The organism is Crossiella cryophila, from assembly GCF_014204915.1.
GTDB lineage: Bacteria > Actinomycetota > Actinomycetes > Mycobacteriales > Pseudonocardiaceae > Crossiella > Crossiella cryophila.
On sequence record NZ_JACHMH010000001.1, the window covers coordinates 6,105,676 to 6,129,707 of the forward strand.

At 70.6% G+C, this 24,032-nt stretch carries 29 protein-coding genes; 11 read left to right on the plus strand and 18 right to left on the minus strand.

From position 1 onward, the window contains the following. Positions 1-16: 16 nt before the first annotated feature. Positions 17-292: a hypothetical protein gene (locus HNR67_RS26760; protein WP_185004973.1), complete on the plus strand. Its 276-nt coding sequence runs from the start codon at positions 17-19 to the stop codon at positions 290-292. Positions 293-357: 65 nt separating this feature from the next. Further along, positions 358-1,182 (plus strand): prolyl oligopeptidase family serine peptidase, encoded by an 825-nt coding sequence (locus tag HNR67_RS26765; RefSeq protein WP_185004974.1) that lies wholly within the window; start codon positions 358-360, stop codon positions 1,180-1,182. Here HNR67_RS26765 and HNR67_RS26770 read toward each other — a convergent pair. After that, a complete protein-coding gene (locus HNR67_RS26770; RefSeq protein WP_185004975.1) occupies positions 1,137-2,519 on the minus strand; it encodes an FAD-dependent monooxygenase in 1,383 nt (460 codons plus the stop codon). The two genes, HNR67_RS26765 and HNR67_RS26770, sit on opposite strands and share 46 nt — an antisense overlap. A gap of 67 nt (positions 2,520-2,586) precedes the next feature. Here HNR67_RS26770 and HNR67_RS26775 point away from each other — a divergent pair, with 67 nt between their 5' ends. Further along, the gene (locus HNR67_RS26775; RefSeq protein ID WP_185004976.1) at positions 2,587-3,204 is read left to right on the plus strand and encodes a TetR/AcrR family transcriptional regulator C-terminal domain-containing protein; all 618 of its coding nucleotides are present in this window, start codon (positions 2,587-2,589) and stop codon (positions 3,202-3,204) included. A 57-nt stretch (positions 3,205-3,261) separates the two neighbouring features. Here the strand turns inward: HNR67_RS26775 and HNR67_RS26780 are convergent, their stop codons facing one another. Beyond that, positions 3,262-3,642: a VOC family protein gene (locus tag HNR67_RS26780; protein WP_312988119.1), complete on the minus strand. Its 381-nt coding sequence runs from the start codon at positions 3,640-3,642 to the stop codon at positions 3,262-3,264. Between the two features lie 30 nt (positions 3,643-3,672). Between HNR67_RS26780 and HNR67_RS26785 the strand changes: the two genes are divergently transcribed. From HNR67_RS26785 to HNR67_RS26795, 3 genes are all read left to right on the plus strand, one after another. Next, entirely contained in the window at positions 3,673-4,245 is a 573-nt protein-coding gene (locus HNR67_RS26785) for an HhH-GPD-type base excision DNA repair protein (RefSeq protein WP_185004977.1), read from the plus strand. Positions 4,246-4,297: 52 nt separating this feature from the next. Then, the gene (locus HNR67_RS26790; RefSeq protein ID WP_185004978.1) at positions 4,298-5,443 is read left to right on the plus strand and encodes an epoxide hydrolase family protein; all 1,146 of its coding nucleotides are present in this window, start codon (positions 4,298-4,300) and stop codon (positions 5,441-5,443) included. Positions 5,444-5,640: 197 nt separating this feature from the next. Next, complete coding sequence (locus tag HNR67_RS26795; protein ID WP_185004979.1) at positions 5,641-8,601, plus strand: LGFP repeat-containing protein; 2,961 nt, start codon at positions 5,641-5,643, stop codon at positions 8,599-8,601. A gap of 107 nt (positions 8,602-8,708) precedes the next feature. Here HNR67_RS26795 and HNR67_RS26800 read toward each other — a convergent pair whose 3' ends face one another. The 4 genes from HNR67_RS26800 to HNR67_RS26815 are packed head-to-tail and all read right to left on the minus strand — an operon-like array spanning position 8,709 to position 10,036. Then, complete coding sequence (locus HNR67_RS26800) at positions 8,709-9,035, minus strand: DUF7660 family protein (RefSeq protein ID WP_185004980.1); 327 nt, start codon at positions 9,033-9,035, stop codon at positions 8,709-8,711. Positions 9,036-9,091: 56 nt separating this feature from the next. Beyond that, the gene (locus HNR67_RS26805; protein WP_185004981.1) at positions 9,092-9,391 is read right to left on the minus strand and encodes a hypothetical protein; all 300 of its coding nucleotides are present in this window, start codon (positions 9,389-9,391) and stop codon (positions 9,092-9,094) included. 34 nt (positions 9,392-9,425) lie between these two features. Next, positions 9,426-9,716, minus strand: coding sequence for a hypothetical protein (locus HNR67_RS26810; RefSeq protein WP_185004982.1), 291 nt, complete (start codon positions 9,714-9,716; stop codon positions 9,426-9,428). Positions 9,717-9,751: 35 nt separating this feature from the next. Further along, on the minus strand, positions 9,752-10,036 hold the full coding sequence (locus HNR67_RS26815; RefSeq protein WP_185004983.1) for a hypothetical protein: 285 nt from the start codon (positions 10,034-10,036) through the stop codon (positions 9,752-9,754). Positions 10,037-10,278: 242 nt separating this feature from the next. Between HNR67_RS26815 and HNR67_RS26820 the strand changes: the two genes are divergently transcribed. Further along, a complete protein-coding gene (locus HNR67_RS26820; RefSeq protein WP_185004984.1) occupies positions 10,279-10,716 on the plus strand; it encodes a hypothetical protein in 438 nt (145 codons plus the stop codon). A gap of 319 nt (positions 10,717-11,035) precedes the next feature. Here the strand turns inward: HNR67_RS26820 and HNR67_RS26830 are convergent, their stop codons facing one another. From HNR67_RS26830 to HNR67_RS26840, 3 genes are all read right to left on the minus strand, one after another. Continuing rightward, positions 11,036-11,512, minus strand: a complete 477-nt coding sequence (locus HNR67_RS26830; protein ID WP_185004985.1) for a hypothetical protein — start codon at positions 11,510-11,512, stop codon at positions 11,036-11,038. Between the two features lie 838 nt (positions 11,513-12,350). Next, entirely contained in the window at positions 12,351-12,632 is a 282-nt protein-coding gene (locus tag HNR67_RS46735) for a DUF6192 family protein (protein ID WP_407645185.1), read from the minus strand. Continuing rightward, positions 12,629-12,781 carry a DUF6192 family protein gene (locus HNR67_RS26840; protein ID WP_185004987.1) on the minus strand — a complete coding sequence of 51 codons (153 nt, stop codon included), beginning with the start codon at positions 12,779-12,781 and terminating at the stop codon, positions 12,629-12,631. The genes HNR67_RS46735 and HNR67_RS26840 overlap by 4 nt, the downstream gene beginning before the upstream one ends. 246 nt (positions 12,782-13,027) lie before the next feature. Between HNR67_RS26840 and HNR67_RS26845 the strand changes: the two genes are divergently transcribed. After that, the gene (locus HNR67_RS26845; RefSeq protein ID WP_185004988.1) at positions 13,028-13,255 is read left to right on the plus strand and encodes a hypothetical protein; all 228 of its coding nucleotides are present in this window, start codon (positions 13,028-13,030) and stop codon (positions 13,253-13,255) included. Between the two features lie 683 nt (positions 13,256-13,938). Here the strand turns inward: HNR67_RS26845 and HNR67_RS26850 are convergent. From HNR67_RS26850 to HNR67_RS26865, 4 genes are all read right to left on the minus strand, one after another. Continuing rightward, a complete protein-coding gene (locus tag HNR67_RS26850; protein ID WP_185004989.1) occupies positions 13,939-14,373 on the minus strand; it encodes an SRPBCC domain-containing protein in 435 nt (144 codons plus the stop codon). Then, on the minus strand, positions 14,370-14,711 hold the full coding sequence (locus HNR67_RS26855) for an ArsR/SmtB family transcription factor (RefSeq protein WP_185004990.1): 342 nt from the start codon (positions 14,709-14,711) through the stop codon (positions 14,370-14,372). Before HNR67_RS26855 ends, HNR67_RS26850 begins: the two co-directional genes overlap by 4 nt. A gap of 41 nt (positions 14,712-14,752) precedes the next feature. Continuing rightward, positions 14,753-15,979, minus strand: coding sequence for an MFS transporter (locus HNR67_RS26860; RefSeq protein ID WP_185004991.1), 1,227 nt, complete (start codon positions 15,977-15,979; stop codon positions 14,753-14,755). Between the two features lie 61 nt (positions 15,980-16,040). Beyond that, positions 16,041-16,820: an enoyl-CoA hydratase/isomerase family protein gene (locus HNR67_RS26865; protein ID WP_312988125.1), complete on the minus strand. Its 780-nt coding sequence runs from the start codon at positions 16,818-16,820 to the stop codon at positions 16,041-16,043. 97 nt (positions 16,821-16,917) lie between these two features. Between HNR67_RS26865 and HNR67_RS26870 the strand changes: the two genes are divergently transcribed. Next, positions 16,918-18,009, plus strand: coding sequence for a serine hydrolase domain-containing protein (locus HNR67_RS26870; RefSeq protein ID WP_185004992.1), 1,092 nt, complete (start codon positions 16,918-16,920; stop codon positions 18,007-18,009). A 22-nt stretch (positions 18,010-18,031) separates the two neighbouring features. Here HNR67_RS26870 and HNR67_RS26875 read toward each other — a convergent pair whose 3' ends face one another. From HNR67_RS26875 to HNR67_RS26895, 5 genes are all read right to left on the minus strand, one after another. Next, on the minus strand, positions 18,032-18,826 hold the full coding sequence (locus HNR67_RS26875; RefSeq protein ID WP_185004993.1) for an LLM class flavin-dependent oxidoreductase: 795 nt from the start codon (positions 18,824-18,826) through the stop codon (positions 18,032-18,034). Positions 18,827-18,885: 59 nt separating this feature from the next. Next, positions 18,886-19,788, minus strand: a complete 903-nt coding sequence (locus tag HNR67_RS26880) for a GNAT family N-acetyltransferase (protein WP_185004994.1) — start codon at positions 19,786-19,788, stop codon at positions 18,886-18,888. Positions 19,789-19,964: 176 nt separating this feature from the next. Continuing rightward, entirely contained in the window at positions 19,965-20,291 is a 327-nt protein-coding gene (locus HNR67_RS26885) for a DUF4333 domain-containing protein (protein ID WP_185004995.1), read from the minus strand. Between the two features lie 57 nt (positions 20,292-20,348). After that, the gene (locus HNR67_RS26890; protein WP_185004996.1) at positions 20,349-20,858 is read right to left on the minus strand and encodes an SRPBCC family protein; all 510 of its coding nucleotides are present in this window, start codon (positions 20,856-20,858) and stop codon (positions 20,349-20,351) included. Positions 20,859-21,582: 724 nt separating this feature from the next. Further along, entirely contained in the window at positions 21,583-22,023 is a 441-nt protein-coding gene (locus HNR67_RS26895; RefSeq protein ID WP_185004997.1) for an anthrone oxygenase family protein, read from the minus strand. Positions 22,024-22,161: 138 nt separating this feature from the next. On the opposite strand from HNR67_RS26895, the gene HNR67_RS26900 reads away from it, so the two are divergent. Together HNR67_RS26900 and HNR67_RS26905 are read left to right on the plus strand one after the other, a co-directional pair. Continuing rightward, on the plus strand, positions 22,162-23,118 hold the full coding sequence (locus HNR67_RS26900; protein ID WP_312988127.1) for an AraC family transcriptional regulator: 957 nt from the start codon (positions 22,162-22,164) through the stop codon (positions 23,116-23,118). Between the two features lie 80 nt (positions 23,119-23,198). Beyond that, positions 23,199-24,026 (plus strand): MOSC domain-containing protein, encoded by an 828-nt coding sequence (locus tag HNR67_RS26905; protein ID WP_185004998.1) that lies wholly within the window; start codon positions 23,199-23,201, stop codon positions 24,024-24,026. The last annotated feature ends 6 nt before the right edge of the window (positions 24,027-24,032 follow it).

Here is a 24,032-nt window from a genome sequence, read left to right on the forward strand (position 1 = left end):
AGGGGGAGGGGTCCCGATGCGGCGAGGCTGGATTTCCGCGACCGTGCTCGTGACGACGGTGCTGCTGACCGCCACCGGGTGCGCGGCCGAGCAGCCGACGGTGTGCAGTGGCGGGTTCTGCTCGGGGCCCGCGTACAGCCCGTCCACCGCCACCCGGATCCAGACCGGCATCGTGCACGTGCTCAGCGCCATCGGCTTCGCCGCGGTGGTGCCCGGCACCGCGGCCGGGCCCGCCCGCCGGGTCCAGCCACTGCCCACCCGGCCGCTGCGTGGCTGGACCCCGACCGGCTGAACCGGGTGATTCCGCCGATGGCGTAACCGATCCCGGGCCCGCGGCGGTGGATCTACGGTGGCCGCATGCGCAACTCACCGATCACCGGCTGGGCCGCCGGTGTGCCCTACACCGCCCTGCCCCCGGCGACCGACGGCCCGGCTCCGCTGATCGTCACCTGGCACATGCTGGACGCGCCACGCTCGGACGCCGCCTTCGCCGCCGCGTTGCCGATGGAGGAGCTGCCTGCCTGGCGGGTGCACCTGGGCATGCCGATGTGCGGCCTGCGAATGGTCGACGGCAGCATGGACGCCGGACTGGCGCTGGTACAGCAGGACCCGCTGATGTCCTTCCTGCACCCCTTCGTCGCGCAGGCCACCGAGGAGTTCCCGGCCGCCCTGGCCGCGCTCCGGGAGCAACTCCCGGTGGATGACGGTCCGATCGGGGTGCTCGGCGGCTCGCTGGGCGGGGCGGTCGCGCTGCGGGTGCTGGCCGACACCCAGACCCCGGTCTTCGCCGCGGCCGTGGTGAACGCCGCGATCCGGATGCGCTCGGTCGTGGACCTCTTCCCCGGCGACTACCCCTACGACGAGCAGTCCGCCAAGGCCGTCGACAGCCTGGACTTCCTGCCGCGCGCCGAGGTCCTGGCGCGCCGGGCGCCGCTGCTGGTGGTCAGCGGCGAACTGGACCACCCGGCACTGCGGGCGGACGCGCTCGCCCTGGTCGAGGCGGCCGGGGACCGGGCCGAACTACTCTCCATCCCCGGGCTGGCGCATCCACTGGCCGAGGAACCCGGCATCGAACCCGCACCCCAGTCGCCGACGGCCCGCGCGGTCGACCTCGGCCTGACCAGGTGGTTCCGCCGCTACCTCGCAGCGGTCAGCGCCGGGACCTCGATCGCGCCCAGGTAGCCGTCCGGGCGGACCAGCACGGTCGAACCCACGGGCACGCCGTAGACCGCGCGCACCGACTCCTCGGTGATCACGAAGCTCCGCTCGCCAGGGCTGTCCGTGCCAGGCCGGGATCCGCCGAAGATCAGCCGGGTCTGGTGCGGCCCCTGGAACAGCTCGAACAACCGGCCGCCCCCGGCCAGCCGGGCATCCGGCGCGCGGTCCCCGGCCGCCAGCCCGCTCGCCGTCTCCACTCCGGCCGGGGCGAGCGGGCCGCCGCGGTAGCTGATGTCGAGCTGGTGGGTTTCCCGGCCACGCCGCAGACCCTCGGTGGCATCGCGCTGGAGCAGCCGGGAACTCAGGCCCAGCACCGCCGCGGCCACCGGCAGCCGCTCCCGCTCGTAGCTGTCCAGGAGTTCCTCGGTGCCGGCGGCCAGTTTCCAGCCGAGGTTGTAGGCGTCCTGCACGCCGGTGTTGAGGCCCTGGCCACCCGCGGGGGAGTGCACGTGCGCGGCGTCCCCGGCCAGGAACACCCGCCCGACCCGGTATCGGTCGACCATGCGCACATTGGCCCGGTACAGCGAGAGCCAGACGAGTTCGGTCAGCCGCAGCTCCTCGCGGCCGGTGGTGGCGGTGACCAGGTCCTGGAGTTCGGCCAGGGTGGGCAGTTCGGCGCCGTCGGCCGGAGGTGGGGCGTAGAGCTGGAAGGTGTCGGTGCCGGGCAGCGGACACAGCGCCAGCGCCCCGGACTCGCCCGGCCAGGCGTGCCAGAACTCGCGGTCCAGCCCGGTCAGCCGGACATCGCCGACCAGCATCCGCTGGGTCTCCAGGGTCTCGCCGAGGAAGTCCACACCCAGGGTCTTGCGCACGAAGCTGCGCCCGCCGTCCGCGCCGATGAGGTAGGCCGCGCGCATCGAGCGGCCGCCCACGGTCGCGGTGACCCCCTCGGCGTCCTGGGTGAAGCCGGTCAGCGGGGTGCCGAACTCCACCCGGCCGCCCAGTTCGGCCAGCCGGTCGCGCAGCAACTGCTCGGTGCGCCACTGCGGGCTCATCAGGATGTTCGGGTAGGGCACCTGCTCGGTGGGTTCGCGCAGCTCGTCGATGCGCTGGTCGCCGAGCACCTCGCGGCCGCGGTAGGCGCGGATGAGCGGGTACTGGCCGCCGTGGGCCAGCAGCGCGTCCAGCACGCCGAGGTCCTCGAAGACCTCCTGGGTGCGCGGCTGGACGCCCTTGCCGCGGGCGCCGGGGAAGGGTTCGGTCCTGGCCTCGACCAGGCGGAACGGCATCCCGCGGCGGGCCAGGTCCACGGCAAGGGTCAGGCCGGTCGCGCCGGCGCCCACGATGAGGACGGGGTCCATGACAACTCCTTAACGACGTTAAATTTAACGTCGTTAAGGTTGCTTGAACGGCGTTAAGCTGTCAAGCATGGCTCTGGATCGCGAGACTGTGGTGCGCACCGCACTCGAGGTGCTCGACGAGGTCGGCCTGGACGCGCTGACCCTGCGCCGCATCGCCACCAGCCTGGAGGTCCAGGCCCCCGCGCTGTACTGGCACTTCAAGAACAAGCAGGAACTCGTCGACGAGATGGCCACCCAGGTGCTGCGCGCCGCGCACGAACCCCCCGAGGAGGGCCTGGACTGGCGGGAGATCGCCCGCCGCTCCGGGGTCGGCCTGCGGCGCGCGCTGCTGGCCCACCGCGACGGCGCGCGCATGGTCGCGGGCACCCACCTGACCGACACCAGCGCCTACGACTCGATGGAACGAGCGCTGTCGACCTTCACCAAAGCCGGGTTCAGCCTGTCGGCGGCGATCTCCGGGCTGACCACGATCTACCACTTCACCGTGGGCTTCGTGATCGAGGAACAGGCCGTGCACCCCACCCCGGCCGAACGCGATCCGCGCTATGACTTCGCCGCCCGCGCCGCCCGGATGGACACCGCCGCGACCCCACTGGCGGTGGCCGCGGGCAAGGAGCTGTTCAGCGACTTCGACCGCCGCTACCGGCAGGGCCTGGAACTCATCGTGCGCGGCCTGGCCGGCTGACCACCCCAGCCGTGGTGCCACAGCCGTGGCAGTGTGCGTGACTCAGTGGCCGGGAAATCAGTGGCCCAGCAGGCAGAACGGGTGCCCGGCCGGATCGGCGTAGACCTGCCAGCCCCGGCCCAGCGCACTGTCCAGCAAGGTCGCCCCCAGCTCCAGCACCCGCTCGTGCGCGGCGGAGAGGTCGGCGACGTCGATGTCCAGGTGTGCCAGCTGCGGCCGCTGCGAGTCACCCCAGACCGGCCGCCGGTGCCCTGGCTGACGCTGGAAACAGAGCACCCGGCCATCAGGCAGGTGCAGCGTGGACCAGTCGGCGTTGACCGCCCAGCGCCGATCGGGCCGGTTGACCTCCCCGCCCAGCAGCTCCTGGTAGAAGGCGGCCAGCCGGCGCGGGGCCGGGCAGTGGAGGACGAGGCACTGGAGCACACCCAAGGGACGCACCCGCCGGAGGCTACTGCCATCCTTGTCGCCATGACTCGCACGCTGTGCCTGGCCCAGGACCCGGCCGCGGACGCCCTGCTCACCGAGAGCCACCTGGCGCTGCTCTTCGGCATGCTGCTGGACCAGCAGATCCCGATGGAGAAGGCGTTCAAGGGCCCCAGGGTGCTCGCCGACCGGCTCGGCGAGCTGGACGTCCGGCAGATCGCCGAACTCGACCCCGAGGCATTCGCCGCGGTGATGTCCCAGGTCCCCGCGGTGCACCGCTTCCCGGGCTCGATGGGCAAGCGCCTGCAGGACCTGGCCCGTTTCCTGGTCGAGCACTACGACGGCCAGGTCGACCGCCTGTGGACCGAGGGCGAGCCGGACGGCAAGGAAGTCCTCAAGCGGCTCAAGGCGCTGCCCGGCTTCGGCGACCAGAAGGCCCGGATCTTCCTGGCCCTGCTGGGCAAACAGCGCGGCGTGACCCCGCGAGGCTGGCGGGCGGCCGCGGGCGCCTACGGCGAGGACGGCTCACGGCGCAGCGTGGCCGATGTGGTGGACACCATGACCCTGACCGAGGTCCGCGAGTTCAAGAAGGCGGCCAAAGCCGCGGCCAAGGCTTAACCGCTGGCTGAAGAGGACCGAAGTTGTCCTCTTCGGTGGATAGCGTGGGGTCATGAGCGAGATCGACCCCTTCCGCATCGACATCCCGCAGTCCCAGCTCGACGATCTGCACGCGCGGCTGGACCTGACCCGCTGGCCGGACGAGCTGCCCGGCACGGGCTGGGACTACGGGGTCCCGCTCGACTACCTGCGCGAGCTGACCGAGTACTGGCGACACGGTTACGACTGGCGGGTGCACGAGCAGCGGCTCAACTCCTTCCCCCAGTTCACCACCGAGATCGACGGCCAGCACCTGCACTTCCTGCACATCCGCTCCCTGGAGCCGGACGCGGTGCCGTTGATCATGACCCACGGCTGGCCCGGTTCGATCGTGGAGTTCCTCGACGTGATCGGCCCGCTGACCGACCCGAGCGGCCACGGCGCGCCCGAGGGCAGCCCCGCCTTCCACCTGGTGCTGCCCTCCATCCCCGGCTACGGCTTCTCCGGCCCCACCCGCGAGACCGGCTGGAACGTCAACCGGATCGCCACCGCCTTCGCCGAGCTGATGCGCCGCCTGGGCTATGACCGCTACGGCGTGCAGGGCGGGGACTGGGGCTCGGCGATCAGCCAGGCCATCGCCATCGCCGACCCCGCGCACGTGCACGCGGTGCACCTGAACATGCTCATCACCCGCCCCGATCCCGAGGTCACCGACCTGACCGAGGAGGAGCTGGCCAAGCTGGCCACGCTCAACCGCTACCAGGACGAGCTGTCCGGGTACATGAAGATCCAGTCCACCCGGCCGCAGACCCTCTCCTACGGCCTCACCGACTCCCCGGTGGGCCAGCTGGCCTGGATCGCGGAGAAGTTCAAGGAGTGGACCGACTCCAAGTCGGTGCCCGAGGACGCGGTGGATCGCGATCACCTGCTGACCAACGTGATGCTGTACTGGCTCACCGGCACCGCGGGCTCCTCGGCCCGGCTGTACTACGAGTCCGCGCGCAGCTGGGGCAGCCAGCCCCCGCTCACCCAGCCGCTGGCCGTGGCGGTCTTCCCGCACGATCTGACCCAGCCGGTCCGGCGCCTGGCCCAGAAGCAGTTCCCCACCCTGACCCGGTGGACGGAAATGCCGCGTGGCGGGCACTTCGCGGCCATGGAGGAACCCGACCTGTTCGTGTCGGATGTGCGGAACTTCTTCCGCGACCAGCTCCCGATGTGATCAAGTAAGCCTCTACGGGGCCGGTCCCGGCACCCACGGGACCGGCCCCGTAGATCCCGCTTTCCCCAGCTCCGCCCCGGTATCCCGAATCGCCCAGGGAAACGGAATACGGCATCTCCTCGCCGCGGCGCCCTCCCGATGGGAAAACTCGGAGGATGCGCGCCTTCGCGCCAAGGGATGACCAAGGGGAGATCACCGTGTCAGGACAGCGCGTGCGGCGCTGGTGGGGGCTGCTGCTCGCACCGGCGCTGGCGGCCGGGATGCTCGTGCCCAGCGCCGCGGCCGCACCCATCACACCGCCACCACCCACCCCCGCCCCACCGGTCGCCAACGCGCCGGCCCCGGCCTGCGCGATCACCGCGGGCGGCCTGATCGGCGACCGCTGGCAGGCACTCAACGCGGGCGCCGGACCGCTGGGCTGCCCGACCGGCCCGGAACAGGACGTGCCCGGCCGCCGCGGCCGCAAGCAGGGCTTCGAGCGCGGCGAGGTCGTCTGGTCCCCTGACCAGGGCCCGAACCTGGTCGTCTCGGCCTACCGGGTGCGCAACGACGTCACTCTGGACTGGGGCCCCACCAACGACCCCTGGAGCTACGACGGCTTCCTGATCGGCTGGTCGCACAACGGCCTGTCCAGGGTGGAGGACGTCTACGGCGGCCCGCGCACCTGGGGCACCTTCACCATGCCGCTGACCCGAGGCCCCGGCCGCTACGACTTCACCGTCACCGGCTGCGACAAACGCCCCGGCCAGTCCGGCTTCAAATGCGCCCAGGGCGCGGCCATCCCGGTCAGCCTCACGCTGCCCGACCTGGCAGGCACCCCCACCGGCTGTCCTGGCCCCGCGGTGGAGGGCAACCTGGGCCGCCGCTGGCGGGAACTGGGCGGCGCCACCGGCAAACTCGGCTGCCCCACCGGCGCGGCGTTCAACGGCCCCAAGGGCCGGGTGCAGGGCTTCGCGCACGGCCAGCTCGCCGAATCACCGGGGCAGGGCGGCAACCTGGTGGTGGCCACCTACTCGGTGCAGAACCGGGTCTATGTGGAGTGGGGCCCCACCGACGGGTTCTTCTACGACTTCTTCATCGTGCGCTGGTACCAGCCCGGCCGCGATCCCCGGCAGGCCGATGTGAAGTACCGGCAGGACCGCCGCCGCGAGGGCCACTTCAGCTTCGACGCCGAGGTCCCCGGCGAGATCCAGGTCGAACTCCAGGGCTGCGACAACGCCGTCGGCGGCGCGAAGTGCAATCAGGGCTGGACCCAGCGTGCCGCCACCACCGTCCGCTCCTCCGGCGGGGTGGACCTGCGTGGGTTCACCGCCACCCAGCCCGCCGAGGCGCCCCGGCACCTGGACAAGCGCCGCGAGCTGGTCACCGAGTTCCAGGCCTGCCAGAGCGTGCTCAGCCCGACGGGGGAGAAGGCGGGGGAGGACACCGGCATCGCCTGGATGGCACACCTGGACCGGCTCCGCCGCAAGGGTGTGGCCAGCCAGTGCGAGAACCAGGCCCCCAGCCAGGAATTGGTCAACCGGGCGTTGCGGCAGACCCAGCCGTACATGACCGGCTCCTCCACCGACGACATCCCCACCTGCCACCGCGACGCCGACTACGACGCCGTGCTCAAGAGCCTGGTGGTGATCAGCAGCAAGTACTGGGACCTGCTCTACCCGCTGACCCGCACCCACCTGCTGCGGCACCTGCTCACCGAGAACGGACCGCATTCGGTCGACGACGAGAAGATCACCGTCTGCGGGCTGGTCGACGTGCCCGAGACCGAGAACCACCGGCTGCTCATCGAAAGCTCCCGCTACCTGAGCAACCAGCGCCTGCGCGAGGCCACCGGTGACGCGCGCTACGACAACGCCGCCAACGGGATGCGCGAGCACCTGCTGCGCCAGTTGCAGACCTTCGCCAAGCACGACTTCATGGAGTACAACGCCCGCCCGTACCAGCGGTACTCGCTCAACGCGCTGCTCAACCTGTTCGACCACGCCCAGGACCCGGCCATCCGCACCGCCGCCCAGATCGTGCTCGACTACGCCACCACCAAGTTCGCCCTCAGCAGCAACCAGCTGCGCCGCGCCGGCCCGTTCCGCCGCATCGCCGACCGCGCCGACGCCGACAACCAGAGCTACTACGCGGCCAACTCCGACCCGCAGACCGGCTTCTTCCAGCTGTGGACCGGCCTGCTGGCCAACACCGGCGACCACATCCCGCGCCACTACAGCGGCGAGGCCCTCATCGTCGGCGTCTCGGGCTACCTGCCGCCGCGCGCGGCGATCCAGCGCGCCATGGACAAGTCCGTCAGCTACCAGCACTCCTTCCAGCACGGCCCCCGCCCGAAGCTGAGCTTCTCCGCCGACTCGGCCATGCCCGGCCTGGAGATCTACGCCAGCTCACCCTCCTTCCAGCTCACCGCGGGCGGGATCTGGGGCAACAGCGGCTACGGCATGGACGAGGTCCGCGGCAGCAAGCTCTACGGCCGCGCCCAGGCCACCACCCTGATGCCCACCCGCAACACCCCCGGCCGGGAGACCCGCACCGACGACCTGATCCGCTTCGACGGCTTCCACAACAGCGGCGGCCCCGCCGACCGCGACCGGGTCAACACCTGCGTGTCCGGCGGCTTCGCCTGCGGCCTGCGCCTGGTGGTGCCGCAGTTCCTGCGCGAGTGCGCCCAGCGCGTGGTCGAGGCCCGCTGGGAGTTCCTCAACCTCAACACCCCTGCCTGCGGCAACCTGGGCGTCTACGTCGCACTCAACTCAGTCGACAAGGCCAGCGCCTCGCACGGGGTGGTCGGCGTCCTGCACGCCGTGGAGTCCACCACCATGGACTTCACCGCCTTCCACACCCGCACCCGCGAGCTGAACCCCAACCTCACCAACGAGATCAGCACCCAGGAGGCCGGCCTGATGACCACCGCAGACGGCCACCGCTACCAGTTCAAGCTCAACACCAACGACAACTACGACCCCCTGATCAAGTCCGTCGACGGCCAGCCCCAACCCCACTGGACCACCGCACCCCTGGCCGCAGGCCCGATCCTGCGCAGCCGAGGCCACGAAGGCTTCCTGGAGATCACCCACCCGGAATGCCGCGCCACCACCACCCTGGACTACCGGGACCCACTCAACCCCAGGATCACCACCCAGCCCGGCACCTGCTGAGCCCCGCACCGCCCACCACGCGGCTGCCCTGGTTACCCGCTATCGGTAACCGGGGCAGCCGCTGGCCGGGATCACCCGCAGGTCCTGAAGCGCTCGTGGCCCATGGGTCACTCGTAGGTCCTGGCCGCGGACAGCTGCTGGGCCAGCGCCCGCCAGCTCGGCGCCACCGTGTCGTGGCGCTCCCAGCGCGGATCCAGCTGCGACCGCGTCGCCAGCCAACTCGCCCACGCGTCCAGGAAGCTGCTGACGGTGGGGTTCTTCCACCCGTCGTTGGGATCATCGTCGAGGTAGGCGACGTAGGTACCGGCCGCGATCGCCGCGTGCCGGGCCTGTTCCTGCGGTTCGATGTCCTCGGCGAGCAACGCCAGGTAGGCGACGAAGTCAGCGGCGGTCTCAACCAGGTCGCAGTCGTGCACGTTCTTCGGGGTGGCCACGGTGCCACCGTACAAAATCAACCAACCCACCGGACCGTTGTCCGCGCATACCCCGATCACCAGTGGTCGTAGATCCGCATCTGCGCCGAGTACACCGGAACCGCATCCGGCGCCGGGTCGGGCACCGTGAAGCAGTCCACCCGCACCTCGCCGTCCAGATCGGCGAACTCCGCCGCGGCATCCTCCAACAGGATCGCCACGCACTTCTCCAAGGACTGGATGGCCAGCGAGGAGTTGGGCACCTGGGACGTTGGTTCATCACCAAACAGCCGCCAGCCCCCGTGCCCCCGGTCCTCCAAGATCATGATCCGCCACCAGTAGTTCTGCCACTTCTTCCACTTCTCCCAGTCCTCCACCGCAATCCCCCTCCAAGAGAACGGGCCGTCCCCGTCATTCGTCGTAGATCCGCGTCTGCTTCGAGACCACCGGGACGTCATCGGGTCCCGGGTCGGGCACGGTGAAGCAGTCCACCCGCACCTCCCCGTCGAACTCGCTGAAGCTGTCCGCCGCGTCCTCGACCATCGCCGCCGCCCACTCCTCCAGCGACATGACCGCCATGGCGGCGTTGGGCACCTTGAGCAACGGGCGTGCGGCCCGCATCGGCTGCCAGCCCCCGTATCCGTTGTCCTCCAGCATCAGCAGCTGCCACCAGTAGTCCCGCCACTTCGTCCACTTCTGCACCGCTGCCCCCTCCAAGAGAACGGTCCATCCCCGTGTCAGGCGTCGTAGGTCCGCATCTGCGCCGAATACACCGGAACGTCATCCGGCCCGGGGTCGGGCACGGTGAAGCACTCCACCCGCACCTCCGCGTCCATCTCCCGGAAGGAGTCGGCGACGTCCTCCAGCAGATAGGCCACACACTCCTCCAGCGACATCCGCGCCAACGCGGAGTTGGGCACCTGGGACATCGGATCGGGCCCCAACGGCTGCCAGCCCTCGTAACCCTTGTCCTGCAACATCAGGGCCCGCCACCAGTAGTTCTGCCACTTCACCCACGTCACCGCTGAGTCCCCCCTCACGACGCGGCCGATGCTCTCCTCCGGATCCCGGCCAGGAGGAAGCCTGGCTGACCGGCACGCCAACCGATCACAACTTCCCGTGCCTGACCCCAGCGACCGCAGACGGCGACCCCATCGGGACGGGGCGAAGTGACGGTGGTCGGGAATGGCCGCGACGTACGATCGCGGTGAGGGCGAAGCGCCAGGCCGAGATTCCGGCACCGGCGTGCGGGGGAGGGGTCAGGATGTTCGGTTGGAAGAAGAAGCTCGACGATCTGATGGAGCAGCTCAGGCCCGACCTGAGCCGTGAATCGCTCGGCGTCGGGCCCGCCTTCCCTGGCGTCGCCCCGAACCCGCACATGAGCAGTGCTGCCCGGAAACGCAATGCGGAACTGCGTACGGGGGCGCTCGCGCTCGGCGTTCTCGTCGACTGGCGGGAGGTCAACAGCAATCCACGCGTGGTCCTGATGTTCGATGTGGAGACCGCCGACGGCATCTCGTTCCGCGGTATCGCGGACGAAGGCCTCACGATCACCGAACTCATCCGGCTCGCCCCAGGACAGACGTTGCCCGTGCGCTACCGGCCGGCCGTCCTGGACCACTACGTCTGCCTTGCCCGGGACGCGGACCCCGCCCACGTGCGACAGCTCTCTGACGAGATCGCGAGCCGCAAACGGACCTGACCCGAAGTCAGCGGCCGGGCCGCCTGATCACGGGATCGGCCGCTCGCGGGGTGGGTTGCCGACGAAGATCCGTCACCTCGTCGATGGCAGCGGGCTGCCTCTGGTCACGCTGATCATGCCCGGCCAGGCCGGGGACTCCCCGATGCTGCCGCCGGTTCTGCCAAACGAAGCAATGGCCCGGCCTCGTCACCCGATACGACACCCACCGCGAGCACTCGCTGTGTTGTGGGGTGCCAGGGACTGTGTTCGATGTGTCGTCCGTGGGCCGCCGTGCCCGCGCACTCTCCGGCGCTGACTTGGTGCGCACAATCCCGATCGTCTAGAGCTTGTCCACAGCGGACTCGAAGTTCTTCCACTCCAGCTCTAGCGCGCTCCACATCGAGCCGCAAGCCTGCGCCACGCTCTGGCCCGGCAGTTTGTTGCTGCCGTTCACGCTGTCACAGTTCTGCTGCAGCAGCTCTACCCGCCGCACCACCGTCTCGCCCGCTTCCTTGACCTTGCCTGGCTCCCGGTCCGGGAACCACCTCGCCAGGCCCACTTGCACCTGCGACACGGCCGCGCCCATCAAGGGCAGGAGCCCGCGGCACGCCGGATTGGTCGGCGTCGATGCGATGTTCTGGCCGCAGGACCTCCTCAGCCTGTCGAGATTTCTGGTGTGCATCTGCCGGACCTCGGTGGGCGTGTTCGGTTTGGCCGACCCCGCCTTGGGGTCGCTGCCCGACGGCGCAGCCTGCTGTTGCGTGGCACATCCGGTCAGCGCTAGGCAGGCCAATAGCACCAGAGCGGTTCGACGCATGCACGCACAGTAGCGGGCCGGGAGGGGCCTCGCCTCAGTTCCGGGGCAGTCGGCTCGAGCTGACATCCGGTGGCGCCGAGGTGCGCGCGGGCAGCACCGTCCGGTGGGCCTCCGCGTGGGGCAGTGGGGCCGGGTGGTGCTGGACAGCCCCGCGTGCGCGGGGATCGGGGTGTTCGAGATGGTGCTGGGTTCTCCACCAAGGTGGGCGTGGCCGCCTCAGGCTAGGAGGGAGCACCGACATCCCGTCCGCGCCCACCCCGCCCAGCCGCGAGTCCGACGGGTAGCGGCGAGCCCAGCCGCGCACCGGCGGCCGTGCCGAACACCGCGGCGGAGGGCGCGGAGGGCCCGGGGTGTTCGTGGACACTGTGGCCGCCTCACCGGCGCCTCGGGCCGCGTGGCGTACGGCCGCAGCCGGCGGTGGCGGGCTCGTCCAGGCCCAGCTTGGTCAGCACTTCCAGCGTCGCGCGGACCCCGCCGAGTTGTTCGCGGACAAGACGGATCCAGTCGTCCTGCGGACCGCGCAGGTAGTGCGGCTCGATCGTGGCCGAGGCCAGCCGGGTGAGCCGGGGCAGCTGCGCGGCGAACTGCGCCCGCTCGTAGTCGATCAGCTCCGGCAGGTCCGGGTTCAGCCGGTAGCCGTCGCCCCGGGTGAAGATCAGCGGGGTGGCGGGCCAGCACCACCCGCAGGTGCACCAGCCCGCGCCGGACCTGGTGCGCCGAGAGCTTCGTGGCCGAGACCAGCTGGCGCCGGGTCAGCGCCGCAGGCCAGGCCTCCGGCAGCGCGACGCGGACCTGCTCGCCGCAGACGTGTTCCGGGAGCGCGCGGCGCATCGCGGTGTCACTGTCCGCGCAGCAGCTTGGCCAGGCCCTCGTCCAGGCTGGTGTTGCCGGTGTCGACCGCGCTCTCCGTCCACTCCAGCGCCGCCCGGACCCGGTGGTGTGGGCCAGTTCGCGCTGGATCGGGGAGCGCTGGCGCACGATGTCCACCGCCTGCATCGAGTGATCCACCTGGGCCCGGTTGATCGCCCGTTTGGCGGTGGCCTCGGCCAGGCCATGCTGGCCGAGGCCACCGACGGGCGGCGCAGGAAGTCGGTGGGTAGGTCGTGGATGGCCGCGTCAGTGGTCCAGCGGCGCGCGCCGGTGTGTTCGTGCACCGGCGCGCTTGATCATGGCGAAGCGGTCTCGGTCCACCTGGACCGTGGCCAGGATCCGGTGCACCGCATAGGAAACCCCGTCGCGGCGCTGGGAGGCCGGCCACCGCGCGGCCACCCACCGGTGCTTCTGCCGGGCGCATCGGCTCCAGCTCCGGGTAGCGCGTCTCGGTGACGTTGCGGATCATGCCGGTCCGGGACATCTCCGGTCTCCTTGATCCCGCGGTGCGTGGCGGGCGCGGCAGCCAGTGTGGGCGCGAACGCTTTCGGTCCGTCATCGCCGATCGGATGACATGTTTTCGCAGATCAAGGCATGTTTCTCTTGGTGTGGCGGAAGCGTTCGGGTGCCAGTCACGGTGACGGCGTGCCGAATGGATCCGGTGTGCTGGAGCGGCTTCGCCAGGCCCGGGTTCGGCACGCCGGGGAGCGGGAACGGGCGTCGGCGCGGCGTTCCGGGCCTGGGGTCCAGGCGGTGTCGCACACCGGGCACGCGGTGCTGCCCTCTGCCGCGGTGTTGCGCACCGCGGGTACCCGGGTGGCCAGGCCCCGCCGCCACCTCCAGTGCTGGGAGCGGCAGTGGGGGAGCAGTTGACGGCGTGGGCGCGTTTGCCGGGAACCAGGACTTGGCCGCGGGTCGGGCAAGACCGCTGGTTGGGGACGGGTTCCGCGATCAGGTGCGGGGTGGTGCCGGTCGAGGTTGCTCGTCGTCTCCGGCCGCTGGTGCGGGGCTGCCTCCCGCTCACCAGGCCACGGTAGGGCGGCCGGGTTCACCAGCACGACGGCCGGACGAGCGACCTCGCCGGCTGCTGCTCGAACTTCTCGGACAGGCACTCATCCACGCCGCGATCACATGGATCCACGCTTTGTCAGACACGCCCTAGCCGCGGCGGCGGATCGCGGTCACCATCCCGCGACGCCGCGATCAGCAGGCCACCGGTGTTCGAGTCGGTGATCTACAGGCGGTGCTTGGCCACGCTACTCATCTGGCTTTGAGGACACGGGCTGGCGGATGCCGTGGGAAGCCGGAGCCCACGTAACGCCGTTGGCCGCCCCCGTGGTTCTGCCAGCCGAACCACGGGTGGGAGTGCCCGGCCTCCGGCTGGGGCTGCCGGAGGTTGCGGGCCGGAACGTGGTCGCGTGGACCGGACGGGCTGGGGGAGGGGACCGGAGGCTTACACCTGCGCACCTGCGCACCTGCGCACCTGGGCTCCGGCGTCGCCGAGGCCAGGTGGGCGAATGGGCGGGGGAGCTGGAGCCGGTAGGCGGCTGGTTGGGTCAGGTGGGGGTGGGTTGGGTGGTGAGGGTGGCGTCCAGGGCGTCCAGGCACTTGATCCAGCCGGTGGTGTAGTTCTCGTAGCCCGCGGTCTCGGCGAAGGTGTGGGTCAGGATCAGGCGGCAGCCGGTGGGCTCCTCGTGCAACTCCAGGCTCAGGTGGTCGTCGACCTCGCGGAAGGCGAACAGGCGGGGTGGGTCGACCGCGATCACCTCGCCGTCCAGGGTGCCGCCCTCGCCGTTGTCGAAGCGGATCACGCCGCCGGGGCGCAGGTCCAGCTCGACCGCGGGGAAGGGGTACCAGACGCTGAGGTGTTCCGGGGTGGTCAGGGCGCGCCAGACCTTCTCCCGGGAGTGGGTCAGGTGGCGTTCCAGGCGCAGGGCGAGGCGGCCGTCGGGCAGGCGGGTGGTGTCGTCGGCGGGGGATGGGGTGGTCATGGGGTTTCCTTGCGGGGCTTGGGGGTGTGGCCCTCGGGCATGGTGTCGAGGTGCTGTTCCAGGACGTTGAGGCGTTCGGTCCAGAGCTTGCGGTAGGGCGCGATCCAGGCGTCGATCTCGGCCAGGGGCTCCGGGCGCAGCTCGTACCAGCGGCGCTGGGCTTCCGGGCGGACGTTGACCAGGCCGGCCTCGCGCAGCACGCGCAGGTGCTTGGACGTGCCGGGCTGGGTGAGGCCGAGCTGCTCGGTCAGCTCTCCGACCAGGCGGGGGCGTTCCAGGAGCAGGTCCAGGATGCGGCGGCGGGTGGGTTCGGCGAGTACTTCGAATGGGGCTGGCACATGAGCAACATACCATGGGGTTTATATAATCAAAAATGGATTCACCTGGTGGTGGCGAGGGTGACCCCACGGAACACCCGCACCGGGAACACCAGCACCAGCAACCCGACCCCCACCGCACCCAACCAGAACGGCGCGGCCAACCCAAAATACCGCGCCAGCACCCCACCCAGCGCGGACCCCGCCAGCATCGCAGCCCCGGACAGCCACCGATAACTGCTGTGCACCCGTCCCAGCAGCTCAGCGGGCACCAACGACTGCCGCAACGAGGCCCCCACCGTCGAGGACACCACCAGATAACCCCAGAAAACCATCAGCGCCGCGGCCACCACGACCACCTCCCGGCTCACCGCCAGCACCAGGTGCGCCACCGCCTCCAGCGCGAACCCCGCCCGCAGGAACACCGGCACCCCAAGCCACCCGATCAGGCGATCCGCCAGCAACCCACCCAGCACCCCGCCCACCGCCGCGGCCACCAGCAACAGGCCGTACCCGACCTCCCCGAGCCCCAGCCGCTCCCGCGCGATCAGCACCAGCACCGCCGCCATCGCCCCCAGCGCCACATTCGACACCGCGATCACCGCCGTCAACGCCCGCAACACCCGGTGCCGCAGCAACCACCGCACCCCACCGGCCATCTCCGCCCACAACGACCCCCGCGGCCCACCCCGCTCCGCCACCCCCGCAGGCAACCGCAGACACAACGCCGCCACCAGCAACAACGCCCCGGCGTCCACCAGGAACGGCACCCACACCGCCACCACGAACAACATCGCACCCACCGGCTTGGCCAGCAGATCCCGCCCCACCACCGCCGACCCCAGCAACCGCCCATGCGCCCGCGCCAACCCCGCGGGCCCCACCAACGCGGGCACCATCGTGCTCGCCGCGTTCTCGAACACCACCCCCGCACACCCGACCACGAAGAACACCAGGTACAGCAACCACAACGACGCCTGCCCGGCCAGCAACACCAACCCCAGCACCGCCAGGGCCACCGACCGCGTCAGCGCCGCCACCACCAGCACCCGCCGCCGACCCACCCGGTCCACCAGCGCCCCACCCGGCAACCCGAACACCAGCCCCGCCGACTGCTGCGCCACCGCCAACCCGGCCACCTGCACCGGATCCCTGGTCAACGCCGCGGCCAGCAACGGCCCGGCCACCATCGTCACCCCATCGCCGACCGCCGAGACCGTGCCCACCACCCACAACCTGGCAAAACCCGCACCCAGCCCCATGATCACTGGACGCGCCGGAACCAGCACGGGTTGCACCAGGCCACCACGGACCGCCCTCGCCCATCACCCGCGCGGGGGAGCCTCACCATCACCGACCCACGAACGTGGCCTTCCCCGGCCCTTCGCTCAAGAACGATCGCACCCCGCCCCGCAGATCCTCGGTGTCCCACAACGCCGCCGCGATCCCGGTCACCTCCCGGTTCGCCTCCGCCACCCCACCACGCTCGAAATGCGCCAGCACCCGCTTGGTCGCCGCGTGCGCCAGCGTCGGACCACTCGCCAACCGCGCCGCCAACGCCACCGCCGCCTCGGCGAACCCCTCAACCGGCAGCACCCGGTTCACCACACCCCACTCCCGCAACGTCTCCGCCGGATACCGATCCCCGGTGAACACGAACTCCTTCGCCCGCGCCACCCCGGCCCGCGCCGCCAACCGCTGCGTGCCACCCATCGTCGGGGTCAACCCGATCACGTTCTCCACCAGCCCGAAACCGGCCTTCTCACTGGCCAGCAACAGATCACAGGCCAGCGCCACCTCCACCGCCCAGGTCAGGCACAACGCGTGCGCGGCGAACACCGTCGGGAACGGCAACGCCGCGATCCGCTCCGGCACCGCCAGCATCTCGTCGAACAACGCCTTCGCCGCCACCGCATCGGCCTGCGCGGCGAACAACGACACATCCACCCCGCCACTGACCACCTTGCCCTCCGCCCGGATCAGCAACGCCCTCGGCGGATCCGCCTCCACCCGGGAGATCGCCTCGACCAGCTCCTCCTGCAACTGAGCGGTGTAGAGGTTCAACGGCGGCGCGTCCACGGTCAGCACGGCCAACCCGGCCGAACCCCGGTCAAGGCGAAGCAACTGCACGTGTGACTCCCGTCAACTGCGGGGGACCAGACCCCCGGAATCGGGCTCAATACCCAACAGTGGATCACACGATCAAGCAGACCCGGGGGACCACCTGATGATCATCCGCCTCGCCGCGGCCACCACCACCGCCCTGCTGCTGGCCACCACCCCGGCAGCAGCCACCCCACCGCGACACCCACGCGTGCAACAAGCGGTGGACAACCTGACCAGGAAACACGACCTCCCCGGCGCCCAGCTCCGGCTCAACGGCACCCACGTCTTCACCAGCGGCAAGGGCGACCTCGGCACCGGCGCACCCATCCCGCGCGACAGCACCGCCCGCATCGGCAGCATCACCAAGACCTTCGTCGCCACCGTCGTACTGCAACTCGCCGCCGAAGGCCGCCTCACCCTCGAGGACACCGTCGGCCAACACCTGCCCGGCCTGATCAACCGCAACGGCAACGACGGCAACCGCATCACCGTCCGCCAGCTCCTCCAGCACACCAGCGGCCTGCCCGAACACGTCGGCGAACTCGAAGGCCGCGGCTACGAGAAGGTCCGCTACGGCCACTTCACCGCCCAGGACCTGCTCGACATCGCCCTCAACCACCAGCCCGACTTCGCCCCCGGCACCCAATGGCGCTACAGCAACACCGGCTACGTCGTGGCCGGCCTGCTCATCGAGAAACTCACCGGCCACCGCTGGGGCGAGGAAGTCACCCGCCGCATCATCAAACCCCTCGGCCTGCGCGACACCAGCGTCCCCACCGAGGACGACCTCGGCCTGCCCGGCCCACACGCCCGCGGCTACCAGATCCTCGAAGACGGCCGCCGCGCCGACTTCACCCGCCTCAACACCACCGCCTTCCACGCCGCCGGCGCCATGATCTCCACCAGCGCCGACCTCACCCGCTTCTTCGACACCCTGGTCAACGGCGACCTCCTGCCCCCGGCCCAGCACGCCGACCTCACCCGCACCGTGCCCTCCGGCGACGGCTGGGGCTACGGCCTGGGCATCAACGCCCGCGACCTGCCCTGCGGCGTGCGCTGGTGGGGACACGCGGGCAGCGTCTTCGGCTGGTTCACCTACAGCGCCGTCACCACCACCGGCCGCAAAGCCTCCATCATCGTCAACCAGGCCTACCTCACCGACGCCCAGTCCAACGGCGTCGGCGAGGCCATCAACGCCGCCTTCTGCCCCTGACCGACCCCGCCGCCGGTCACCCTCACCGCGGGGGACCGGCGGCCACCACCGCCCGCAACTCCGCCACCGAACGCCGCCACCCATCCCACAACAACCAGCTCACCCCGGCATCGGCGTACTCCGACACCTGACCGGCCGACGGCTGCACCCCACTGCCCCACAACGCCAGATCCACCTCCACCCGACCACCCGAAGCGACGAAATCCGCCTTGATCCGCCCCGCCTGCTCCGGCGTCGGCAACACGAACCCATCCTCATCCCGCACGATCGGGAACAACCCGTCCACCCGCGCCGCGGCCAGGAACGGCGCCTTGCGCGGCCACAACCCACTCGTCCACAACGGCACCCGCACCGGCGCGAACTCCACATCACTGACCTGGAAATTCGCCCCCTCATGGTGCACCCGCTCACCGGCGAAGAACCGCCCCAGCAACTCCACACCCTCGCGGAACCGCCCGGCCCGCGCCGCGGCAGGCTCAGCCTCCCCGAACTGCGCGTAGTCCCGCGGCACCCCCATACCCAGCCCCAGCAACAACCGCCCACCCGACAACCGCTGCAACGTGCCCGCCTCGGCCGCCAGCTTCCACGGCCGACGACGGGGGAGTGGCACGATCATCGGCCCGAACCGGATCCGGCTGGTCCGCGCCGCCACCGCACCCAGCGTCACCCACGGATCAGCCACCGGCGGCGCCGCCACCAGGTGATCCCACATGAAAAACCCGTCCCACCCGGCCTGCTCGGCGGCCACCGCCAGCTCCACCAGCAACGCCGGATCCCCATACGGGCCATAACAGGGCACATAGATCGCGAACCGCATACCGCGCATCCTGCCCCAGACAGCAGTGTGGGGCGGCCCCGAAGGACCACCCCACACACTCACACCAGGTCGACGCGCTCCATCTGCACCGGATACCCGGCACGGGCGAACGTCGCCGCCATCGGCGTGTTCGTCTGATCGGTGGCGGCCGCGATGCGGTCCACCCCGGCCTCGGCATGCACCTGCGTCGCCTCGACCAACAGGTCAAACGCATAACCATGCCCGCGTTGTTCCGGAACCACCCCGATATACCCGACAACCGGGTCCGACGGGGTATGACCGGGCACCGTGATCCCCACCAGCTCACCCGCAGGCGTGTACGCCAGCAACCAGGCGCTGCGCGGACTCGGCAGCCACTTGAGGTAGTCCAGCTCCTCCTGCGCCGCCGCCTCCAGGCCGTCCTCCTCGACCCGCAACCGCACATGCGCGTCCAGGCTGCCCTGGTGGATCAACCGGAACGCCTGCAGCACCGATTCCTCATCCGGAGCAGGCCGGAACACCAACCGCCCCGGCCGATCGGGCACCCCGCACTCCGGCGTCCACAGGTACCGGAACCGTTCCACCAGCACCCGGTACCCGGCTGCCTCCGCCGCGGCGATCCGGCTCTCACCAGCGGCCCGCGCCGCCGGATCGGCCCGCCAGCCCGGCGGCAACCGCAGCTCGTACTCGGCCCGCAGGGGAGAGGTGTTCAGCAACTCCGTCGCGGCCGCGCCATCGATGAAGTCGAACCAGTCGAGCGTGATCGGCTTACTGTCCTTCGGACCACCCCACCAGGCAGCGCGCGCCACGACCACGTCCTCGCGCAGCGCCACCCAGGTCCACTCCGGACGATAAGCGCCGGTAGCGGCCATGGTGAGGTAGTCCTGTCCGAACCGCGCCCTGCCCACCAGGGCGGGATCCGGGAGCGAGGCGAACAGCCGCTCCTCGCCGGGCTCGATCGAACGAATGACCAGATCGGTCATGAGAAGAAGTCCCTTCGGAAAGCTCAGCGCTCCCCAGTCAGAACTTCGACGCCCTCGCAGCGAAGGGGGAGCACCAGATCGGCAACGAACGTGCGATCACGGTTACCACCTCCCTTTCCTCGGCTCGGAGAGCGTGCCGGAACCCTAACAAAGCTCACCCATCCGGTACGAACGCTTTATCCGGGCCGATCCACCTCGAAGGTCCCGTTGGCCCCGCGCACCGTCACCCGCACCTGCTTGGACTCCCCGGACAGCACCGCCAGGCAGGAGAAGATCCGCGCGTCCTCGATCGGCTGCCCACTGGGACACCGCACGATGTCCAGCCCGGTCACCTCGTACCGGTCCACCAGCACCGACCGCACCCCGAACTCCAGCCGGTCCTGGTCGAACACCGGCACCGCGGGCTTGCCCGGGGGAGTGGCCCCGCGAGGGGGACCGGCGCACCCGGCCAGCGCCGCCGTCAGCAGCAGCACCCCGCACCTGGCCAGGCCGTTTCCGATCATGAAGTAAACGGTATCTTGCTGGCCTGAAGCTTCGCTGTCGTCTGACTGCCGCCCGACTCAACCCCGCTCGGCCATCGCGGTGATCGTCTCGGTCATGTGCTCCCGGATCTGCCCCAGCCGCTCCCGCACCCCGGCCGCGGCCACCACCGGTGACAACCCGGCGACCATCTCCCGCAACCCGGTGTCCCCGGGACCGTGCAGGAAGGTCTGCCGCACCACCGTCCGCCCGAACGCGGCGCCGGACAGCTCATAACGCCAGGTCGTGCCGGGTAGCGCCGGATCCTCCGCGTCGTCGAGGACCACCCAGCCGAAGACCCGGCCCGGCTCGGACTCGGTCACCACGCACAGCACGTCGGAGGAGAAGCCGTCCCCGTACTCGTTGTGACCGGCGAACCGGGCACCGACCCGAGGGCCGGGGGAGTCGGAGTCAAGCCAGGCCCCGCCGGTGCACTCCGGACTGAACTCGCCGATCCTGGCGACGTCGGTGATGATCTCCCACAGCTTCTCCGGCGCGACCTCGACGGTCAGCTCGACCTCGGTCCGCGCGCCGGTCACCTTGTCAGCCACGGGTTTCCTCCCAACGGATCTTGGCCGATGGTAGGACCGCCGTGCACGTGGTCGGCCGGGCTTCACCGGCCTGGGCAGCCGCTCCACTCGAAGGAGTGGGCCCCAGAACCACTACTTAACATAATGTAGATTATCGGTCAGAAACCAGCAGGCGCCGAAAGGGGCAGATCAGGCTGGTTTTCGACTTGTTCGCCAACGTGCGCGTTGCCTTCGCGTGCCGTCGCACGGCCGCGTCGCTAACGCGCCGACCCACGGCCCGGCCGTCGTCCGTCGCGTCGACACGCGGCGGAATGCCGGGCGGCGCGGCGATGGGCGAGCGTTCCGGCGACCAGCCGAGCCGATGGGTGCCTTGAGCGGCCGCTGAAGCCTCAGATCCTCGGTTTCCGGGTAACCCGGGCATACCGGGTCATTACGTCACTGTGACGCTAGTTGACCCTGGGGCCCGGCGAATTCGAGGTGATCCCAGCTTCTGCGGCGACACATTCCCCGTCGGGCTCCTCCGGGCCGCCCACTGAGAGCCGTCCAGCGGCAGGTCGGGCTGGCGCGTCGGCGGAGTTTCGTCGGAGGAAGCGTTCTGGCGAACTCGGGCGACCAGCGGCACAACGCATCCCCCGCGGGGCATGGAGCCGGTATCCGTGCTGGTCAGATGGGCGTTTCGTGCATAACCGCTATTATGCACGAAACCAGAAGAATCATGGGGGAGTCAGCAGTCTGGCGGATTTGGTCACGCCAGGGCGTACAGGACGGTGGCGCCGAGGCAGGCGATCGTGCGCAGGTGGTTCCACCCGGTCCAGCGGCGCAGGAAGCCGCGCCACAGCTCCTGCCCCGCCGGCGTGGCCGGGTCGGCGGCGTCCAGGGCGTTGTTCATCGGCACGTTCACGATGGCCGTCACCGCGAGCATCCCCCCTACCACCAGCACGGCGGCGATGGTGGGCAGCAGCGGGAAGCCCTCGAGCACCGCCAGCACCGCGCTGCTGATCGGCGCGCCCAGGAAGGCCAGCAGGAACAGCGGGTTCACGATGGTGCGGTTGACCTGCCGCATGACCTCGGCGGCCTCCTGCGCCGGGCGTTTGGCCAGTGCGGGCATCACCACGGCGGAGAAGGTGAAGAACAGGCCGGTCAGGATGGCGGTGGTGCTCTCGGCGACGACGGTCAGCGCGATCATGGTGTCCTCCCAGTGTTGTGCAGTGCGTCCAGTCTGAGTGCCGTTCGGCGGATGATCCATGCCTGAAGCGCGCGTTTTCCTGTTCCTTCGTCCAGCCGACGTGGACGCCGGGCCAGTCGGGTGCGGATACTCGGACGGGTGGACCTCACCTCTCCCCCGGCGCCGCCGGCCGATCCGCTGGGCGCGGCCCTGCACCACCTGCGGATGGACGGGGCCTGGTACTTCCGGTCCGAGCTGACCGAGCCGTGGCGGCTGGACCTGCCGCCGATGGGTGACTGCCTGTGGTTCCACGTCGTCACCGCGGGCCGCTACTGGCTCTCCGTACCCGGCCAGGCCCCGCGCCAGGTCTCCCCCGGCGAGCTGGTCCTGGTGCCGCACGGGCAAGGACATGAGCTGTGGAGTGAGCCGGGGCTGCCCGCTCCCCCGGTGATCCAGGACATCCCGCACGAGTACGTCAGCGAGCGGTACGCGATCCTGCGGCACGGTGGTGGTGGCAAGTCGACGAGCCTGGTGTGCGGGGCGGTGCGTTTCGACCACCCGACCGGATATGGGCTGATGGCGCGGCTCCCCCGGCTGATGGCGGTGGCCGACCCGGCCCTGGACGCCACGCTGCGACTGCTGGCGGCCGAGGCGCGGGAGCTGCGGCCCGGTGGCGAGACGGTGATCACCCGGCTGGCCGATGTGCTGGTGATCCAGGCGATCCGGAGCTGGCTGGGCACGGATCCGGCGGCGCGGGCGGGGTGGCTGGGGGCGTTGCGGGATCCGCAGGTGGGGCGGGCGGTGGCGCTGGTGCACCGGGAGCCCGCACGGGCGTGGACGGTGGCGAGTCTGGCCGCGGCGGTGGCGATGTCGCGGTCGGCGTTCGCGGCGCGGTTCACCGAGCTGGTGGGTGAGCCGGTGATGCAGTACGTGACGCGGTGGCGGATGCACGTGGCGGTGGGGCGGTTGCGGTCCGGGGAGGTGCCGGTGGCCGTGGTGGCGCGGGAGCTGGGGTATCTGTCGGAGGCGGCGTTCAGCCGGGCGTTCAAGCGGATCGCCGGGGTCTCCCCCGGTTCGGTGCGGCGGGCGGGGCCGTTGGCAGGGTTGCTGGGCTAGTTCTGCCGGAGGTGTCTGCCGGAGGTGAATGCGGCGATATTCGGATCGCGGTGACGGGGTCGGCCGGTAGCGTCCGGGTGGTGGCGAGGGTGTTGGAGCTGAACTACTTCCCGATCAAGGGGTGCGCTGGCATCTCGGTGCCGGATGCGCTGGTGAACCCGGCTGGGCTGGCGTTGGACCGCAGTTTCATGGTGGTCAGCCCGGAGGGGGTGTTCCGGTCGCAGCGGCGGGATCCGCGGCTGGCGCTGGTGTGCCCGCAGGTGCTGGGTGGCGGCGAGGTGCTGCGATTGTCGGCCGAGGGGTTCGAGTCGGTGGACGTCGAGGTCGACGCGGTGGGTCCGCGGCGACCGGTGGAGATGTTCGGCGATCCGTATCGGGCGATCGATCAGGGCGAGGCCGCGGCGGCGTGGTTGTCGGCGGTGGTGGGTGATCCGTGCCGGTTGGTGCGGGTGCCGCCGGAGCATGACCGGGCCACCGACGGGTTGACGCCGGGGACCTCGGGTTTCGCCGACAGCAGTGCGGTGCACCTGTTGTCGGTGGATTCGCTGGCCGGGTTGAACGAGCGGATGGTGGCCGCGGGGGCGGTGGCGCTGCCGATGTCGCGGTTCCGGGCCAACATCGTGGTCGAGGGGTGGGACGGACCGCACGTGGAGGACGAGCTGCGGCGGTTGCGGATCGGGGATGTGGAGCTGGGGTACACCAAGCTGGCCATCCGGTGTGCGGTGACCACGGTGGATCAGGAGTCCGGGGTGAAGCAGGGACCGGAGCCGTTGCGGTCGCTGGCGAAGTACCGGCGGGCGGCGCAGGGCGGGGTGGCCTTCGGGGTGAAGTTCGCGGTGCTGCGGTCCGGGAAGCTCTCGGTGGGCGATGAGCTGTCGGTGCTGGAGTGGGGCGCCTCGGAGCTGTGAGTCCCC

Bases quoted from the DNA above. Each gene is read 5' to 3' on its own strand.
- HNR67_RS26760 (WP_185004973.1), top strand. From the start codon at position 17: ATGCGGCGAGGCTGGATTTCCGCGACCGTGCTCGTGACGACGGTGCTG.
- HNR67_RS26765 (WP_185004974.1), top strand. From the start codon at position 358: ATGCGCAACTCACCGATCACCGGCTGGGCCGCCGGTGTGCCCTACACC.
- HNR67_RS26770 (WP_185004975.1), bottom strand. From the start codon at position 2,519: ATGGACCCCGTCCTCATCGTGGGCGCCGGCGCGACCGGCCTGACCCTT.
- HNR67_RS26775 (WP_185004976.1), top strand. From the start codon at position 2,587: ATGGCTCTGGATCGCGAGACTGTGGTGCGCACCGCACTCGAGGTGCTC.
- HNR67_RS26785 (WP_185004977.1), top strand. From the start codon at position 3,673: ATGACTCGCACGCTGTGCCTGGCCCAGGACCCGGCCGCGGACGCCCTG.
- HNR67_RS26790 (WP_185004978.1), top strand. From the start codon at position 4,298: ATGAGCGAGATCGACCCCTTCCGCATCGACATCCCGCAGTCCCAGCTC.
- HNR67_RS26820 (WP_185004984.1), top strand. From the start codon at position 10,279: ATGTTCGGTTGGAAGAAGAAGCTCGACGATCTGATGGAGCAGCTCAGG.
- HNR67_RS26830 (WP_185004985.1), bottom strand. From the start codon at position 11,512: ATGCGTCGAACCGCTCTGGTGCTATTGGCCTGCCTAGCGCTGACCGGA.
- HNR67_RS26850 (WP_185004989.1), bottom strand. From the start codon at position 14,373: ATGACCACCCCATCCCCCGCCGACGACACCACCCGCCTGCCCGACGGC.
- HNR67_RS26870 (WP_185004992.1), top strand. From the start codon at position 16,918: ATGATCATCCGCCTCGCCGCGGCCACCACCACCGCCCTGCTGCTGGCC.
- HNR67_RS26875 (WP_185004993.1), bottom strand. From the start codon at position 18,826: ATGCGGTTCGCGATCTATGTGCCCTGTTATGGCCCGTATGGGGATCCG.
- HNR67_RS26880 (WP_185004994.1), bottom strand. From the start codon at position 19,788: ATGACCGATCTGGTCATTCGTTCGATCGAGCCCGGCGAGGAGCGGCTG.
- HNR67_RS26885 (WP_185004995.1), bottom strand. From the start codon at position 20,291: ATGATCGGAAACGGCCTGGCCAGGTGCGGGGTGCTGCTGCTGACGGCG.
- HNR67_RS26895 (WP_185004997.1), bottom strand. From the start codon at position 22,023: ATGATCGCGCTGACCGTCGTCGCCGAGAGCACCACCGCCATCCTGACC.